Below are 15,877 nucleotides of genomic sequence, written 5' to 3' on the forward strand. Positions count from 1 at the left end.
GTTCAGTCGAGCGCGAATACGTAGAGCGTGCCGCCGCGCGGAACGTCTTTCGCGACGTCGGCCATCGGGCCGCCCCAGATCGGGTTCGCGCCGCCGTATCCGGCGAGCACCGCGACATATTCCTTGCCGTCGACCTCGAACACCGACGGTTGCGCGATGATGCCGCTCGCGAGCTGCGGGCTCTCCCACAGCACCTTGCCGGTCGCCGTGTCGAAGGCATACAGGTGGCCGTCGAGCGAGCCGCTGAACGCAAGACCGCTCGCGGTGGTCGCGACGCCGCCGTTCCACGGCTTCTTCGACCAGTGGCCCCACAGTTTCTTGCCGGTGTTCACGTCGATGGCCTGCAGTTCGCCGTAACCCTGGCTGCCCGGTTCAGGCTTGATCTCGAAGCCTTCGCCGAGATACGGCAGACCTTCCATGTAGCTGACCGACTTGCCGGACAGGCTCATGCACGCGTGAAGGGAAGGGACGACCGCGATGTGGCGCGCGGGGTCGTAGGACACCGACCACCAGTTCTTGCCGCCGAGGAAGCTCGGGCACGTGTCGATCGTCGTGCCGGCCTTCGGGAACTTCGACGGGTCCGCGATGGGCTTGCCGTCGGCCGTGTAGCCGGTGACCGACGTTGCCGTGACGAACGGCTCCGCGTAGATCAGCTTGCCGGTCGTGCGATCGATCGCATGGAAGAAGCCGTTGCGGTCTGCGTGGATGATCGCATCGTAGTCCTTGCCTTTGTACTTGATGTCCGCGAGGATCGGCGTGTTGACGCCGTCGTAGTCCCACGTATCGTTGCTCGTGTACTGGTAGTGCCACTTCAGGTTGCCGTTCTTCGGATCGAGCGCGAGCAGCGAGTCGGAATACAGGTTGTCGCCGGGACGCAGCGCCGCGAGCCACGGGCCGGGGTTGCCGACGCCCCAGTACAGCGTGCGGCTTGCCGCATCGTACGTGCCCGTCAGCCAGGCGGCGCCGCCGCCGTGTGCCTGCATCCCGTCGGGCCAGGTGTCCGCGCCTTTTTCGCCGGGGCTCGGGATCGTGTAGCGCTTCCAGACCAGCGAGCCGTCTTCGGGGTTCAGCGCGGCGATGTACCCGCGAATCCCGTATTCGCCGCCGGAGGTGCCGACGATGATCGAGCCGTCCAGCGCGAGCGGCGCGAGCGAGAACGCATAACCGAGGCCCGGCTCGAACATCTGCTTCTTCCAGACGAGATCGCCCGTCTGCGCGTCGAGCGCCACGACCTCGCCGCTCAGCATCGCGACGTAGACGTTCTTGCCGTACAGCGCGACGCCACGGTTGACGACGTCGCAGCATGCAGTCTTGAACGATGCCGCGCCCAGCTTCGGTTCGTATTTCCACAGCTGCTTGCCGCTCTTCGCATCGAATGCGTAGACGTTGTCCTTCGGCGTGGTCACGAACAGGTAGTTGCCGTTGACGATCGGCGTGGCTTCGAAGCCCTGCTTCAGCTCGGCGGGGAACTTGTAGGCCCACACCTGCTTGAGTTCCTTCGCGTTCGACGCGTCGATCTGCTTGAGCGGCGAATGCGACTGGCCGTCGTAGGTGCGGTAGTAGGTCAGCCAGCCCGGATCGGTGTGCGCATCGGTCAGCCGCTGGTAGGTCACGGCCGGGTAGTCCGCGGCCGCTTCGACGAGGCCGGGGTTCAGCGCGACGGCCGCTGCCACCGCGATGCCGATCGTCGCCAGCCGGCTCGCTGAAGCCGAGAGTTTCTTCATGGTTGTCTCCTGAGTCATTGTGGTCGCACCGCCGCGAACGGTTCGTCGCGCCGGCACGGTGGGGATTCCGGGCCGAGTGCGCTGCCGTTCACGCAAGTCGCATGCCATCGCGGCGCGAAGCCGGTGTGACGCGGCACACGGGCGCATCGTGCGTCGTGCGGCGTCGGCGAGCGTCGCGCGCACGTGGCAACGAAGGTGTTGCATTCAGGTACACCCCCGTGCGCGCAGTGTTGCCAAACATGACAGGTGGCGCGGCATCCGTGACAGGTGGGGCGCCGCCCGCGCCGGTGTCACGCACGCCGTGCGCGGCGACGCGCGCGGGCGTCGTGCCGATGCGGCTGGCACGGTTCTCGCACGCTGCTTCGCGACAACAGCACGCCGCGCGGTGCGGGGCACACCACGGCGAAATACAAGCATGGAGACGAATGAAATGATCAGGAGGCCAAAGGCAGCCGAGAAGGGCGGCGCGATGCGACGCGGGCGTCGCGCGCGGCATGGTGGCGCGATGCGTGGCGCGCTTCTTGGGCCGGCCCTCGGCGCCATCGCGCTGTTCGGCCTGTCGACGGGCAGCGCGCGTGCGCAGCAGCCTGCGGACGGCACGGCCGCGACGGGCGGCGCCGTGCCGCCGGCCGCCGTCGCGGTCGCGCCGGAAGTGCCGCAAGCGCCGCAAGCGCCGCAAGCGCCGGCCGTCACATTGCCGACGGTGGTGGTCGTCGGCACGACGCCGCTGCTCGGGATCGGTACGCCGCTGCAGAAGGTGCCGGCGAACGTGCAGACGGTACGCGCGGCGGAACTCGATGCCCAGCACCGCGCGACGCTTGCCGACTTCTTCGCCGCGAACCTGCAGAGCGTGACGATCTCCGAGGCGCAGGGCAATCCGTACCAGACCGACGTCAACTATCGCGGCTTCACCGCATCGCCGCTGCTCGGTACGCCGCAGGGGCTGTCGGTGTTCGTCGACGGCGTGCGCGTGAACGAACCGTTCGGCGACGTCGTGAACTGGGACATCCTGCCGACGCAGGCAATCGACCGGATGCAATTGATACCGGGCTCCAACCCGGTGTACGGACGCAATACGCTCGGCGGCGCACTGGCGATCACGACGAAGAACGGCAAGTCGAACCCGGGCGGCGAAGCGGAGGTGTCGGGCGGCTCGTGGGGCCGCAAGACGGCCGCAATCGAGCAGGGCGGCACGATCGGCTCGAACCTCGACTACTACGCGACGGCGAACGTCGCGAACGACGGCGGCTGGGCCGACCACAATGCGAGCCGCGTGCGGCAGGCGTTCGGCAAGCTGCGCTACACGGATTCGGACACGACGCTGTCGATTTCCGCCGGCGGCGCCGACAACGCGCTGTACGGCACCCAGACGATCCCGCGCTCGTTCCTCGACAACCGGAAGCAGGCGTATACCTATCCCGACCTGAACCGCAACAGCGCCGGCTACCTGACGCTGTCGGGCGATCGTTTCTTCGGCGAGCACGTCGAGCTGAGCGGCAATGCGTATTATCGGCACCTGCGCAACACCAACATCAGCAGCAACAACAATACCGATTACGGATCGGTCGGCGACGACGGCACGGTCGACGCGGTGCAGGGCACCAATGCGCAGTCGACGATCGTGACCGACAGCTACGGCGGCAGCCTGCAGCTCACGCTGCTCGGCAAGCTCGGCGGGATGGCAAACCAGCTGATCGCGGGCGTGGCGGCGGATGTCGCGAACTCGAGCTACGTCGCGTCGTCGCAGGACGCGTATTTCACCGACACGCGCGCGGCGATCGGCGTCGGTGATTTCGAGCCGCAGACCCGCGCGAAGACGCGCAACGCGAACCTCGGCGTGTACCTGAGCGATACGCTGTCGCTGACGCCGCACTGGACGCTGACGGTGTCGGGGCGCTACGACTGGTCGAAGGCGCAGATCGGCGACGAGAGCGGCGTGCAGCCGCTGCTCGACGGCAACCATGTGTTCTCCCGGTTCAACCCGGCACTCGGGCTCAACTGGAACCCGGTCGCGGGCTTCACCGCCTATGCGACGTACAACGAAGGGATGCGCTCGCCGACCGCGATCGAACTCGCATGCGCGGACCCGGCCGCGCCGTGCTCGCTGCCGAACGACTTCATCGCGGACCCGGCGCTCAAGCCGGTGATCTCGAAGACGTTCGAAGCCGGCATGCGCGGCCGCATCGGCGCCGCGACGACCTGGAGTGCCGCCGCCTACCGCACGACGCTGACCGACGACATCCAGTTCATCAGCAGCCCGGCAAGCGCGCAGGGTTATTTCCGCAACGTCGGCGATACGCGGCGGCAAGGCATCGAACTCGCGGGCCGCACGCGGTTCGGCCCGCTCGGTGTCGGGCTTTCGTACAGCTATGTCGATGCGACCTACCGGTCGTCGTGGACCGAGCACAGCCCGGCGAATTCGGCGGCCGACGCGAACGGCAACGTGGCCGTCAAGCAAGGCGACCATATTCCCGGTATTCCCGCGCACACGGTGAAGCTCCGGCTCGACTACGCGGCGACGCCCAGGTGGGATATCGGCGCGAACGTCACGTGGCGCAGCGGCGTGTATGCGCGCGGCGACGAGAACAACCAGGACGTGAACGGCAGGATCGCGGGTTACGTGCTCGTCGATCTCGACATGCGCTACCGGATCACGAAGCGCTTCGAAGTCTTCGCGAGCGTGACGAACCTGTTCGACAAGCGCTACGCGAGCTTCGGCGTGCTGGGCCAGAACTTCTTCAACGGGCCGAATCACACGTTCGACGGTGCGAATCCGGTCAACGAACAGTTCGTCGGGCCGGGGGCGCCGCGCGGTGCGTGGGTCGGCGTGCGCTACGCGTGGGATTGAGCTTTGCCCGGCTGCGTGCGTTGCCGCGTCGCAGCCTGAGCGGCGCTCAAGATGTGCGCGACGGGCCCGGTCGGGCGAGCGGTGCCGCCGCGAACATCGCGGCCACGGCGCGCGCGATGCTGCGTGCCAATGCCGGGTCGCTTGCGAGGTGCCCGGCGCTCACGTGTTCGATCGCGGCCGCGGGCACGGCACGCGCGAGGCGGGCGACGTTGGCGGCCGGGCAGACGGGATCGTGCATCCCGTGCGCGGCGAACAGCGGCACGTCGGCCTGCGCCGCCCGGCGCGCGAGCGCGAGCACGCGGCGCTCGCCGAGCCAGCAGTCGTGTCGCAGGTAGTGCGCCTGGATCCGGTACTTGTCGATCAGCCGGGCGACGGTCTTGTGCGAGCGGATCGCATCCGCGGGTGAGCGGCGCGGGTTCGGCGATGCGAGGATGGCGTTCTCGTACGCGTGCCACGCAAGCGCCACCGCCCGCTGCCGGGCAGCGCCCGCGCCGGGTTGCAGCCGCCGCGCGCAGCACGAAAGCAGGCGATCCGGCCGGCTGCAGCCGGCCGCCGCGTACAGGCGTCGCCATTCGCGGGGCGCGCGCGTTCGCGACGTCGTGAACAACCGGCGGACTTCGCGTCGCGACGTCAGGAACAGCCCGCGCAGCACGACGCCGGTGACCCGTGCGGGATGTGTGCCCGCGTATGCAAGTGCGAGCGCCGCGCCCCACGAGCCGCCGACGACGCCCCAGCGCGCGATGCCGAGCTGCGCGCGCACCGCTTCGAGATCGTCGATCAACCGCGCGGTGTCGTTGTGGCGTGTGCCGCCGCGCGGTGCCGATGCGCCCGCGCCGCGCTGGTCGACGAGCACGACGCGCATCCGTGTCAGGTCGAACAGCCGCAGGATGCCGGCCTGGCTGCCGCTGCCGGGCCCGCCGTGCAGCACGACGACCGGATGGCCGTGCGCCGCGCCGGCGACGGAGAACGCGATCGATTGCGCGTCGCGGTGCAAGCGTCCGCGAACGGGCGCGGCCGGTGACACCGTCGACGCGGGGCGGGATCGGGATAGGGGGCGAATCGGAGCGGGCATCGTGTCGAATCGGTTCGGGGAATCGGGGCAACCGTCACGCGGCCGCACCGGTGTCCGGGCGACCACTGTATTTGATCCACGACAAAGCCAGAAACGCGCCAGCCGCAAAGATCGGGATTCGCACGGGTAGTCACGCGTCGGGCAGACGCGGTATCACGAAGACCGGCCCGTCCGGTGACTCGACACGCCCGGCGGAACCGGATCGTGTCTTGCAATCTGCTTTCGATCGGGGCCGTGCCCCTTGCGTGGCCCGATGCTTGCTTGCAATGACGGCAAAGAGTCCGGCAACTGACCGGAAGATCCCCGGAGGAGACAATGCGCGATGACGTAGAGCAGGCGGCCGGATCGCGGGCCGCGCATCCCGCCGGCTGGCCCGCGCCGTCGATCCAGAAAGCCCATGAGCGGTCCGAGACGTTCGGCCTGCAGGTCTCGGCACGCCCCGACTACGACGTGCTGTCGAGCGCGGCGCTGGTGCTCAAGCGCGAGCAGAGCCGCGTGCTGTGCGCGCATGCGATGCCGGTGATGGAGACGCTGCACGAGCAGATCGTCAACACGCAGAGCATGATCGTGCTGACCGATGCGCAGGGGTTGATCCTGCATTCGATCGGCGACGACGATTTCCTGCGCCGCGCGGAGAAGGTCGCGCTGCGCCCGGGCGCGAACTGGGCGGAGGACCGGCAGGGCACCAACGCGATCGGCACGGCGCTCGCCGAGCTGTGCCCGATGGTCGTTCACGGCGACCAGCACTTCCTCGCTGCTAACCGCTTCCTCACCTGTTCGAGCGTGCCGATCCTCGATCCGTACGGCGACGCGATCGGCGTGCTCGACGTGACCGGCGACCACCGCAGCTACCACCAGCACACGATGGCGCTCGCGAAGATGTCGGTGCAGATGATCGAGAATCACCTGTTTACGACGACCTTTCAGGAGACGTTGCAGGTGTCGTTCCATGGCCGCCCCGAGTTCCTCGGCACGCTGATGGAGGGGATCGTCGCCTTCACCGCCGACGGCCGTTTCCTGTCGGCCAATCGCAGTGCGCAGTTCCAGCTCGGCATGCCGCTCGCCGCGCTGCGCGCGCACACGCTGTCGTCGCTGTTCGACGTCACGAGCGCACAGTTGATCGACCGCATGCGCGCAAGCACCGACCGGCACCTGATGCTGAACCTCTGCAACGGCGCGGTGGTCTGCGCGCGCGTGCATTTCCGGCGCGCGACGCTCGCCGAAGGCAGCCGGCCGACGGACGTTCACGATGCGGGTGCGCCGGCCGCGCGCGCGAATGCCGTGCCCGCGCCGGCGGCCGGCACGTCGGCCGGCCTGTCGCGGCTCAACTACCTCGATACCGGCGATCCGCAGGTTGCAAGCGTGATCGCGAAGGTGCGCAAGGTGATCGGCAAGGACATCCCGATCCTGATCACCGGCGAGACCGGTACCGGCAAGGAGCTGCTCGCGCAGGCGATCCACAACGACTCGCCGCGGCGCGATGCGCCGTTCGTCGCGGTCAACTGCGCGTCGATTCCGGAGACGCTGATCGAGTCCGAGCTGTTCGGCTACGAAGAGGGCGCATTCACCGGCGCGCGCCGCAAGGGCTCGATCGGCAAGCTGCTGCAGGCGAACGGCGGCACGCTGTTTCTCGACGAGATCGGCGACATGCCGTATCCGCTGCAGGTGCGGCTGCTTCGCGTGCTGCAGGAGCGCCTCGTCAACCCGCTCGGCTCGACGAAGACGATCGCCGTGGACATCGCGATCATCTGCGCGACGCACCGCGACTTGCGCGACATGATTGCGCAGAACCGCTTTCGCGAGGATCTGTACTACCGGCTGAACGGCCTCGTGGTGCGCCTGCCGCCGCTGCGCGATCGCACGGATCTCGCGGTGGTCGTGCAGAAGATGCTGCAACGGGAAGCCTACGCGGGCCCGGGCCGGCCGCCGCTGTCCGTCGCGCCGGACGTGATGGCGCTGTTCGTGCGCTGCGCGTGGCCCGGCAACTTCCGCCAGCTCGGCAACCTGCTGCGCACGGCGGCGGCGATGGTCGACGACGACGGCGAGATCCGGCGCGAGCACCTGCCGGACGATTTCTTCGACGACCTGCGCCGCGACGATACCCGGGCCGAGCCGGCCGCGCACGATCCGTCCGCCGGGGCATGGCCCGCGGACGCGCTCCCGGCGGGCGACGCGCGGCTCCAGGATGTCGCCGCGTCCGCGATTGCCGCTGCGCTCGCGCGCCACGGCGGCAACGTGTCCGCGGCGGCGCGCGCGCTCGGCGTGTCGCGCAACACGATCTACCGGAAGATGCCGGCCGCCGACCCGCAGCGCCAGCCGTCCGACGAAAGCTGACGCGCGCCACGGGTTCGCGACCGCGCGGCCTGTCACAGCCGGTGTGTCAAGTTGCAACACCGGTGTTCAACGATTCAACACCTGTCACCGCCCATGCGCATCGTGCGGCCTTGGCGCCGAACCGCATTCACGCCAATCGCGTAGGCAAATCGTAAGGATTCCGTCCCGATGCCCGGGCGACCGCCGCGTATCGCTGTCGGGCCGTCGAAGTGCGGCCTCGGCACGCTCCTTGCTGAATAGGAACCGACCGCTCGATTGCCGCGGTTGTACGACTCACCGACGCAACTCATCAACTCAATCAGGAGACACATCATGCAGTGGACCACCCCGTCTTACACCGACCTGCGTTTCGGCTTCGAAATCACGATGTACATCGCCAACCGCTGATCGCCGAGCGTGCCGCCCGTCTTGCCGTGATCGGCGCGGGCGGCGTCGGGAGCTGACGCCCATGAAGATCAAGATACTCGGCTCGGGAGCCGGCGGCGGCCTGCCGCAATGGAACTGCAATTGCGCGAACTGTCGCCGCGCACGCAGCGGAAGCGGCCACGTGCTGCCTCGCACACAGTCGTCGATCGCGGTCAGCGACGACGGCATCGACTGGGTCCTCGTCAACGCGTCGCCCGACATCCTTTCCCAGTTGCGCGCGGATCCGGAGCTGCAGCCGGCACGCGCGATTCGCGACAGCGGCATCGCCGCCGTCGTGCTGTGCGACGCGCAGATCGATCACGTGACGGGCCTGCTGATGCTGCGCGAGCGTTCGACGCCGCTGCCGCTCTACGCGAGCGCGCCGGTGCTCGACGACCTGTCGACCGGCTTGCCGCTCGTGCCGCTGCTCGGTCATTACTGTGGCGTCGCCGCGCATACGATCGTGCTCGGCGAGCCATTCACGGTGCCGGCGGCGCGCGGGGTCCGCTTCACCGCGATTCCCGTCGACAGCAAGGCGCCGCCTTATTCGCCGCGGCGTGCGTCGGCCGCGCCCGGCGACAACATCGCGCTGTCGATCGAAGATGTCGCGAGCGGCCGGCGCGCGTTCTATGCGCCGGGGCTCGCGGCCGTCACCGACGACGTGCGCGCGGCGATGGACGGCGCCGATCTCGTGCTGGTGGACGGCACGTTCTGGAGCGGCACCGAGATGATCGACCTCGGCCTGTCGGGCAAGCACGCGGCCGACATGGGGCATCTCGCGCAATGCGCGGAGCACGGGCGGCCCGGCATGATCGACTGGCTCGACACGCTGCCCGCGCACACGCGCAAGGTGCTCACGCACATCAACAACACGAATCCGATTCTCGATCCGCATTCCGTCGAGCACGCGCACCTGCGCGCGCATGGCATCGACGTCGCGCACGACGGCATGCAATTCCAGGTCTGACCATGAACGCACCGATTCCCGCTACGGCATTGCATCCGACGCCCTGGAGCGCGACCGAATTCGAGGCGCGCCTGCGCGCGCTCGAATCGCGCTATCACATCCATCACCCGTTCAACCGCCGGCTCAACAGCGGTGCCTGTTCGCCCACGCAGATCCGCGGCTGGGTCGCGAACCGCTTCTACTACCAGATCAACATCCCGCTCAAGGATGCGGCGATCCTGTCGAACTGCCCCGACCGCGACACGCGGCGCCGCTGGATCCAGCGGCTGATCGACCACGACGGGCAGGGCGACAACGAAGGCGGCATCGAGGCATGGGTGCGGCTCGGCGAGGCGTGCGGTCTCTCGCATGACGAACTGTGGTCGCTCGAACACGTGCTGCCCGGCGTGCGTTTCGCGGTGGACGCGTATGTGAATTTCGCGCGGCGCGCGCCATGGCAGGAAGCCGTGTGCTCGTCGCTGACCGAGATGTTCGCGCCGCAGATCCATCTCGACCGGCTCGCGGGCTGGCCGTCGCATTACCCGTGGATCGAGCCGGACGGGCTGCATTACTTCCGCAGCCGCGTGCCGCTTGCGCAGCGCGACGTCGAGCACGGGCTTGCGGTGACGCTGCAGCACTTCACGACGCCGGATGCGCAGCAGCGTGCGCTCGGCATCCTGCAATTCAAGCTCGACATCCTGTGGTCGATGCTCGACGCCGTCGAAAAGGCCTACCCGCTATGAACGCGATCGAAGCTGCCAGCGGCGTGCCGCTGCGCCCCTGCCTCAGGGGCATGTACCGCCTGCAATGGGAGGCGGCCCAGGATGCATACGTGCTCCTCTATCCGGAAGGAATGGTCAAACTGAACCCGAGTGCCGGCGAGATCCTCGCGCGTTGCGACGGCACGCGCGAGCTGGACGACATCATCGGCGAACTCGAACGCCTGTTCAGCCAGTCGGACCTCGCGACCGACGTGTACCGTTTCCTCGATCATGCGCGACTGCGCGGCTGGCTCGACTGACATGGCCCCCGACACTTCCCGTCCGTCCGCGCCGCTGTGGCTGCTCGCGGAACTGACGTACCGTTGCCCGCTGCACTGCGCGTTCTGCTACAACCCGGTCGATTTCGCGACGCACGGCGCGGAACTCGACACCGATGCGTGGCGCGCGGTCATCAGCGATGCGCGCGCGCTCGGCGCCGCGCAGATCGGTTTCTCGGGCGGCGAGCCGCTGCAGCGCGACGACCTCGAGACACTCGTCGCGCATGCGCGCGGGCTCGGCTTCTATACGAACCTGATCACGTCGGGCGTCGGGCTGAACGTCACGCGCATCGAGCGGCTCAAGGCGGCCGGGCTCGACCATATCCAGTTGTCGCTGCAGGATTCGACGCGCGAGCTGAACGATTTCCTGACGAGCACGCGCACGTTCGAGCTGAAGCGCGGCGTCGCGCGGCTGATCAAGGCGCACGGCTACCCGATGGTGCTCAACTGCGTGCTGCATCGCTACAACCTGCCGCACGTCGGACAGATCATCGAGATGGCGCTCGACCTTGGCGCCGATTACCTCGAGCTCGCGAACACGCAGTACTACGGCTGGGCGATGGTGAACCGCGACCAGCTGATGCCGACCGTCGAGCAGGTGCGCGAGGCGGAGGAAACGGTCAACCGCTATCGCAAGCTGATCGGCGAGCGTTGCAAGATCCTGTTCGTCGTGCCCGACTATTTCGAGCGGCGCCCGAAAGCGTGCATGAACGGCTGGGGTTCGGTGTTTCTCGGCGTCGCGCCGGACGGCACCGCGCTGCCGTGTCATGCCGCGCGGTCGCTGCCGGGGCTCGCGCTGCCGAACGTGCGCGATCGGTCGCTGAAGGAAATCTGGTACGACAGCGACGCATTCAACGCGTATCGCGGCGAGGACTGGATGCGCGAGCCGTGCCGCACGTGCGACGAGCGGCATGTCGATCACGGCGGCTGCCGGTGCCAGGCGTACCAGTTGGCCGGCGACCCGGCGCAGCCCGATCCGGTGTGCGAGAAGTCCGCGCATCACGGCCGGGTCGAGCAGGCCGTGCAATTCGCGCGGCGACCCGCGCCGCGCGACGAACAACCGCTGGTGTTCCGCAGCAAGGAGAATTCGCTCGCGCAATGTGGAGCGGCCTGCGACTGCTGACAAAGCAACGGCGACGGCAGCGCGGCGAACGAGGCAAGGCAACGCGATGGAAGGCGGATCGATAGATATGCACTCCTCTTCATGTCGGCAATGTGGCGTGCGTGTACGAGGATGGGTGAACGCGGGAAGGCGGGTGCGATGAACACCGCTGCCTTCGGAGCGCGGCAGGCGACCGGCGTGCGTGGTGCCGTTGGCGATCGGGCACGCCATCGCGGAGCTTGCGTCGCGTCGGTCTTCACTGTCGTATGCGTTCTGCATGCCGCCCTGTTCGTTCTGCTCGCACATGAGCAGATCGTGCGACGCGAACCCGTGCAACGGCAGGTGATGGTGGCGACGCTGATCGCGGCGGTGCCGGAGGCATCGACGATGGCGGCTGCGAAGGCGAAGCCGGTTGCCGCGTCGCGCGCGGTGCCGGAGGCTAGGTCTGCGCCCCGATCATCTGCGGGCAGTGCGTTGCGGACGAACCGGCAGGTCGCGTCCGGCCGTACCCGCCCGCCGGCGCATGACGCGCCTGTGCCTGCTCCGGCACGGCCAGGTCCGTCCTCGCCGGCCGTGGCGCAACGCGATACGCCGCCAGACGATGCGGCCGCACGGATGCCGACGCAGACACCGACCCCGACTCAACCCGAATCCCGATCGTCTTCCGTATCTGCGCCGCCGCGCTTCGTCGCGCATCCCGACTGCGCGCTGGTCAAACCCGACTACCCGCCGCAGTCGCTGCGCCAGGGTGAGCACGGCACCGTGCTCGTCGAGCTGGAGACCGATGCGACGGGGCAGATCGTCGCCGCGCGTGTCGTGACCGGCAGCGGTTATCCGCGTCTCGACGCGGCGGCGCGTGAAGCCGTACTGGCGAGCCGCTGCGCGCCGCATGTGTTCAACGGCGCGCCGGTGCCGACGCGGGCACGCGCGCCGATCGCGTTCAACCTCGACGACTGACAGGACACTTCATCATGACAATCTACGGAATCGAGCACGTATGGACGCAGGGCGACCCGATGACGCGCGCGGTCGCGCTGTTGCTCGTCGCGATGTCGATCGCATCGTGGACGGTGATCGTGATCAAGGCGATCGAACTCGTCGGCATCCGGCGCCGCGCGGTGCGCGCGGAAGCGCGCTTTCGGGGCGCCGGCGGCGCGGCCGGCGCGATGCACGCGCTCGGGGGGCAGGACAGGCCGTTCATTGATCTCGTTCGCGCGGGCCAGGCGGCGATCGCGCATCACGAAGCGAGCAGGCACCGGCTGCACGACCGGATCGACGCGAGCGACTGGCTGTCGCGCAGCCTGAAGACGTCGGTGGACGAATCGGCGGCGCGGATGCAGCGCGGGCTCGGCGTGCTCGCATCGATCGGCAGCACCGCACCGTTCGTCGGACTGCTGGGCACCGTCTGGGGGATCTATCACGCGCTGCTGTCGCTCGGCGCAACCGGCGAGGCGAGCCTCGACCGGGTAGCGGGGCCGGTCGGCGAGGCGCTCGTGATGACGGCATTCGGACTGTGCGTCGCCATCCCCGCCGTGCTCGGCTACAACACGCTGGTGCGGCTGTCGCGCGATATCGTTGCACGGCTCAACCGCTTCGCGCACGGGCTGCATCTGTTGCTGCTGACCGGCAGCGTGCCCGAGACCGCCGCGCGGCCCGAACCGGCGACCAGGATGCCGGCCGACCTGCAACCTGCCGCCGACGGAGCACGAGCATGAACGCCGGCCCGGACGACGCGCCCGAAGGAAATGCGCTCGCAGCCGAGATCAACATGACACCGCTGATCGACGTGATGCTCGTGCTGCTGGTGGTGTTCATGGTGACGCTGCCGGTGCTCCAGCACGCCGCGCGCGTTGCATTGCCGCAGGCGGCGAGCCCGCGCGAGGATACGAGCGTGCCGCATGTGGATGTCTCGATCGACGCGAGCGGCGGCGTGAGCTGGAACGCGCAGCCGGTGTCCGATACCGGGCTGGCGGCGCGTCTCGCGGCGGCGGCCCGCACCGCGCCTCAACCGGAAGTGCGCCTGTCCGCCGATCGCGCGGCCCGCTACGACAGCGTCGCAAAACTGCTTGCGGCCGCACAGGCGGCCGGTCTCACGAAAGTCGGCTTCGTTACCGCGCCCGCTCGCGGCCAATAGCTCGCGCGGTGTCGCGTTGCATGGGCGATGCGGTGCGGCACCTTCGCCGCGCCGCATCGCGCCGGGGTCTTACTTCGCCGAACTCGCGCTGACCTTCGCGAAGTCCAGGCTGCCGAAGCCCGTATCGTCGTCCCAGCCGGCCTTCGCGGTATAGCCGTGGCTGCTGTAACCGTTGTTGCCCGAGGTCACGTCGTGGAGCAGCGACGTATTGGTCGGGAAGTTCTGGTAGAACGCCGACGTCGGCAGGCCGAGGCTGTTGTTGTTCGCCGATTCGACCCGCGCCCAGCCGCCGACGAAGATCGGCGAAGCGAGGCTCGTGCCGCCGACGAGCTGGTTGGCCTGCCCGTTGATGACGATGTACGCGCCCGTCGATTGCGCGGCGTCGAACGCCACGTCGGGCACCACGCGTTTCGTCACCGTGCTGCCGAGCGCGGCCGTCTGCCAGCTCGGCGCGGTTTCGAACGCGCTCACGCCGCCGCCCGTCGCCCAGATCCGCACGGCGTTGTCGACCGGGTTGCCGTTGCTGTCGAGATCCGCGTACGCGACGCCTTCGTTCCACACGGTTTCTCCGGCCCACGTCGTGGTGCCGGTGGTCGAGAGCGTCGTGCCGCCGACCGCGACGACATACGGCGAACTCGCGGGCGACGACACGCTGTACTTGGACAGGTTGATCGTCGTCCTGACCGACGTGCCGTTGTACGTGCCGATGTAGCCGGGCGCGCCTTGCGGCGACGTCGACCATTGATAGACGCCCGCGTCGCCGGCCGAGACCGAGAAGACCTGGCCCTGCGCGACGGCCTGCTTGAACACCGCGTCGTCGGCGGCGAGCGAGCCGTCCGAGTTCGCGGCGGTTTCGTCGAGGCCGAGCGACACGTTGATGACGGTCGCCTTGTTGTCGGTCACGGCCTTGTTGTACGCCGCGGTCAGCGTCGCGTCGGTGAGGCCGCTGTCGTTGCTGTCGCCGTTCACCGCCGAGTAGAAGATCAGCTGCTTGACGCCGCCGGACGTGCCGATGATGTCCTGGCTGTCGAGATCCCATTCGCCCGGATCGCCGTCGTCGGCCAGCGTGCCCGATCCGCCCGCGACCACGGCCGTGTTGACGGTCGGCAGGCCGGCATTCCGCGTGAAGGTGTTCAGGTCGGCGATGGTCTGGGTCATGTCGCCCCAGGTGATGATGCCCACCGTGGTGTTGGTCGCGGCGGGCAGGCCGCTCGCATCGTAGATCTTCGCGAAATCGGTCGGCTGGTGGCCGACTTGTTGCGACGCGGCGGCCGCGTTCTTTGCGATCTTGTTCGGCTCGATGGCGGCGGCCGGCGCGAAGCGGTGGAGCAGGCGGTGCGGGACCGCGGCGTTCTGCAGGCCGAGCACCGCATCGACGACCGGGCCGAGCGACGCCGGGATCAACGCGGCCGAATCGTTCGCGAAGACCGGCTTGCCGCGATAGTTGAAGCGCTTGATGCTCGCGTGGAAGCCGTTTTGTGCGTTGGTCGCGTTGCCGTCGGCGGAGACCAGCGTGTTGTTCTCCGACACCGTGACGTTGCTGAAGCCGTTTGCCTTCAGGTGGGCCACGACGGCCGCGACCTGGTCGTCGGTCGGCGCGAAGCGCGCCTTGAACTGCGCGGGCGTCAGGTACTTGCGGTAGTTCGCGCTGCCCGGCTGGTTGACGTCGCGCAGGAACGCGTCGAGCTGGTCGGTGTTGCGGTTCTTCAGCACCACGGTGACATGCAGCGGCTGGCTCAGTTCGAGCGGGGTGACGTGCGTGTCGGTGAGCGCCGGCGTGCCGATGCTGTTGAGCGAGTACGCAGGCTGGGCCTGCGAGGCGGCCGAAGCAGCCGCGGCGGGCGCATTCGACAGCAGGAAAGCGGCGGTGCGGGTCGGCACCCAGCTGGTTGCGGCCTGGGCGGGCAGCGGCGCCAGCGTGGCGGCTACCGCGAGCGGCAGTGCGGCGAGGGCAAAGCGTTGCGAGAGTGTGCGATTGACGTGCTGAGTTCTCTGCATTGTGAGCTCCGAGATTTCGACGAAGAACCGGTGCAGCGCGCGACCCGGATCGCGGGTAGCGGCAGGGCGGCGCATGCAACCTGACGCAAGACCGGACCGACCGGCGTGATTCACGGCGACATAAGCTTTCCTCCCCCTCCCACCATCAAGATCGGAGGCCGGCCCGGGTGTCGGATTCGCGTATCGCGAACGTCGATCCCGCGCACGGCCCGCTGTCGTGCCGGCTCGCGTCACAGCAACGGCGCGCGTGCCGGCCAACTGTTTCCCATCAATCT

The 15,877-nt window shown here is 68.5% G+C and carries 13 protein-coding genes; 10 read left to right on the plus strand and 3 right to left on the minus strand.

The genetic code is table 11. The features are described from left to right. Nucleotides 1-2: 2 nt before the first annotated feature. The gene (locus PQB87_RS20600; protein WP_174413750.1) at nucleotides 3-1,724 is read right to left on the minus strand and encodes a methanol/ethanol family PQQ-dependent dehydrogenase; all 1,722 of its coding nucleotides are present in this window, start codon (nucleotides 1,722-1,724) and stop codon (nucleotides 3-5) included. Between the two features lie 430 nt (nucleotides 1,725-2,154). On the opposite strand from PQB87_RS20600, the gene PQB87_RS20605 reads away from it, so the two are divergent. Then, nucleotides 2,155-4,572, plus strand: coding sequence for a TonB-dependent receptor (locus tag PQB87_RS20605; RefSeq protein ID WP_489243628.1), 2,418 nt, complete (start codon nucleotides 2,155-2,157; stop codon nucleotides 4,570-4,572). Between the two features lie 46 nt (nucleotides 4,573-4,618). Here PQB87_RS20605 and PQB87_RS20610 read toward each other — a convergent pair whose 3' ends face one another. Next, complete coding sequence (locus tag PQB87_RS20610; RefSeq protein WP_489243630.1) at nucleotides 4,619-5,644, minus strand: alpha/beta fold hydrolase; 1,026 nt, start codon at nucleotides 5,642-5,644, stop codon at nucleotides 4,619-4,621. A gap of 315 nt (nucleotides 5,645-5,959) precedes the next feature. On the opposite strand from PQB87_RS20610, the gene PQB87_RS20615 reads away from it, so the two are divergent. The 9 genes from PQB87_RS20615 (at nucleotide 5,960) to PQB87_RS20655 (ending at nucleotide 13,604) form a co-directional block, all read left to right on the plus strand. Continuing rightward, nucleotides 5,960-7,978, plus strand: coding sequence for a sigma-54-dependent Fis family transcriptional regulator (locus PQB87_RS20615; RefSeq protein WP_060067051.1), 2,019 nt, complete (start codon nucleotides 5,960-5,962; stop codon nucleotides 7,976-7,978). Nucleotides 7,979-8,290: 312 nt separating this feature from the next. Next, entirely contained in the window at nucleotides 8,291-8,365 is a 75-nt protein-coding gene (gene pqqA, locus PQB87_RS20620; RefSeq protein WP_006485436.1) for a pyrroloquinoline quinone precursor peptide PqqA, read from the plus strand. Nucleotides 8,366-8,426: 61 nt separating this feature from the next. Beyond that, entirely contained in the window at nucleotides 8,427-9,350 is a 924-nt protein-coding gene (gene pqqB / locus PQB87_RS20625) for a pyrroloquinoline quinone biosynthesis protein PqqB (RefSeq protein WP_489243633.1), read from the plus strand. Between the two features lie 2 nt (nucleotides 9,351-9,352). Further along, nucleotides 9,353-10,072 (plus strand): pyrroloquinoline-quinone synthase PqqC, encoded by a 720-nt coding sequence (gene pqqC, locus PQB87_RS20630; RefSeq protein WP_059552774.1) that lies wholly within the window; start codon nucleotides 9,353-9,355, stop codon nucleotides 10,070-10,072. Beyond that, nucleotides 10,069-10,350 carry a pyrroloquinoline quinone biosynthesis peptide chaperone PqqD gene (gene pqqD / locus PQB87_RS20635; RefSeq protein WP_021160296.1) on the plus strand — a complete coding sequence of 94 codons (282 nt, stop codon included), beginning with the start codon at nucleotides 10,069-10,071 and terminating at the stop codon, nucleotides 10,348-10,350. Before pqqC ends, pqqD begins: the two co-directional genes overlap by 4 nt. Nucleotide 10,351: 1 nt before the next feature. Next, a complete protein-coding gene (gene pqqE, locus PQB87_RS20640; RefSeq protein ID WP_489243635.1) occupies nucleotides 10,352-11,491 on the plus strand; it encodes a pyrroloquinoline quinone biosynthesis protein PqqE in 1,140 nt (379 codons plus the stop codon). 138 nt (nucleotides 11,492-11,629) lie between these two features. Further along, complete coding sequence (locus PQB87_RS20645) at nucleotides 11,630-12,427, plus strand: energy transducer TonB (protein ID WP_489243637.1); 798 nt, start codon at nucleotides 11,630-11,632, stop codon at nucleotides 12,425-12,427. 14 nt (nucleotides 12,428-12,441) lie between these two features. After that, on the plus strand, nucleotides 12,442-13,185 hold the full coding sequence (locus PQB87_RS20650; RefSeq protein WP_489243638.1) for a MotA/TolQ/ExbB proton channel family protein: 744 nt from the start codon (nucleotides 12,442-12,444) through the stop codon (nucleotides 13,183-13,185). Beyond that, nucleotides 13,182-13,604 (plus strand): ExbD/TolR family protein, encoded by a 423-nt coding sequence (locus PQB87_RS20655; RefSeq protein WP_489243639.1) that lies wholly within the window; start codon nucleotides 13,182-13,184, stop codon nucleotides 13,602-13,604. Before PQB87_RS20650 ends, PQB87_RS20655 begins: the two co-directional genes overlap by 4 nt. A gap of 69 nt (nucleotides 13,605-13,673) precedes the next feature. Here PQB87_RS20655 and PQB87_RS20660 read toward each other — a convergent pair whose 3' ends face one another. Next, complete coding sequence (locus tag PQB87_RS20660) at nucleotides 13,674-15,602, minus strand: S53 family peptidase (protein WP_059698493.1); 1,929 nt, start codon at nucleotides 15,600-15,602, stop codon at nucleotides 13,674-13,676. Between the last annotated feature and the right edge of the window lie 275 nt (nucleotides 15,603-15,877).

The sequence above is a fragment of the Burkholderia sp. KL41 genome, assembly GCF_057005415.2.

Excerpts from the sequence above, each read along its gene's own strand:
- PQB87_RS20600 (WP_174413750.1), bottom strand. The coding sequence starts at position 1,724 with ATGAAGAAACTCTCGGCTTCAGCGAGCCGGCTGGCGACGATCGGCATC.
- PQB87_RS20605 (WP_489243628.1), top strand. The coding sequence starts at position 2,155 with ATGATCAGGAGGCCAAAGGCAGCCGAGAAGGGCGGCGCGATGCGACGC.
- PQB87_RS20610 (WP_489243630.1), bottom strand. The coding sequence starts at position 5,644 with ATGCCCGCTCCGATTCGCCCCCTATCCCGATCCCGCCCCGCGTCGACG.
- PQB87_RS20615 (WP_060067051.1), top strand. The coding sequence starts at position 5,960 with ATGCGCGATGACGTAGAGCAGGCGGCCGGATCGCGGGCCGCGCATCCC.
- pqqB (WP_489243633.1), top strand. The coding sequence starts at position 8,427 with ATGAAGATCAAGATACTCGGCTCGGGAGCCGGCGGCGGCCTGCCGCAA.
- pqqC (WP_059552774.1), top strand. The coding sequence starts at position 9,353 with ATGAACGCACCGATTCCCGCTACGGCATTGCATCCGACGCCCTGGAGC.
- pqqD (WP_021160296.1), top strand. The coding sequence starts at position 10,069 with ATGAACGCGATCGAAGCTGCCAGCGGCGTGCCGCTGCGCCCCTGCCTC.
- pqqE (WP_489243635.1), top strand. The coding sequence starts at position 10,352 with ATGGCCCCCGACACTTCCCGTCCGTCCGCGCCGCTGTGGCTGCTCGCG.
- PQB87_RS20645 (WP_489243637.1), top strand. The coding sequence starts at position 11,630 with ATGAACACCGCTGCCTTCGGAGCGCGGCAGGCGACCGGCGTGCGTGGT.
- PQB87_RS20650 (WP_489243638.1), top strand. The coding sequence starts at position 12,442 with ATGACAATCTACGGAATCGAGCACGTATGGACGCAGGGCGACCCGATG.
- PQB87_RS20655 (WP_489243639.1), top strand. The coding sequence starts at position 13,182 with ATGAACGCCGGCCCGGACGACGCGCCCGAAGGAAATGCGCTCGCAGCC.
- PQB87_RS20660 (WP_059698493.1), bottom strand. The coding sequence starts at position 15,602 with ATGCAGAGAACTCAGCACGTCAATCGCACACTCTCGCAACGCTTTGCC.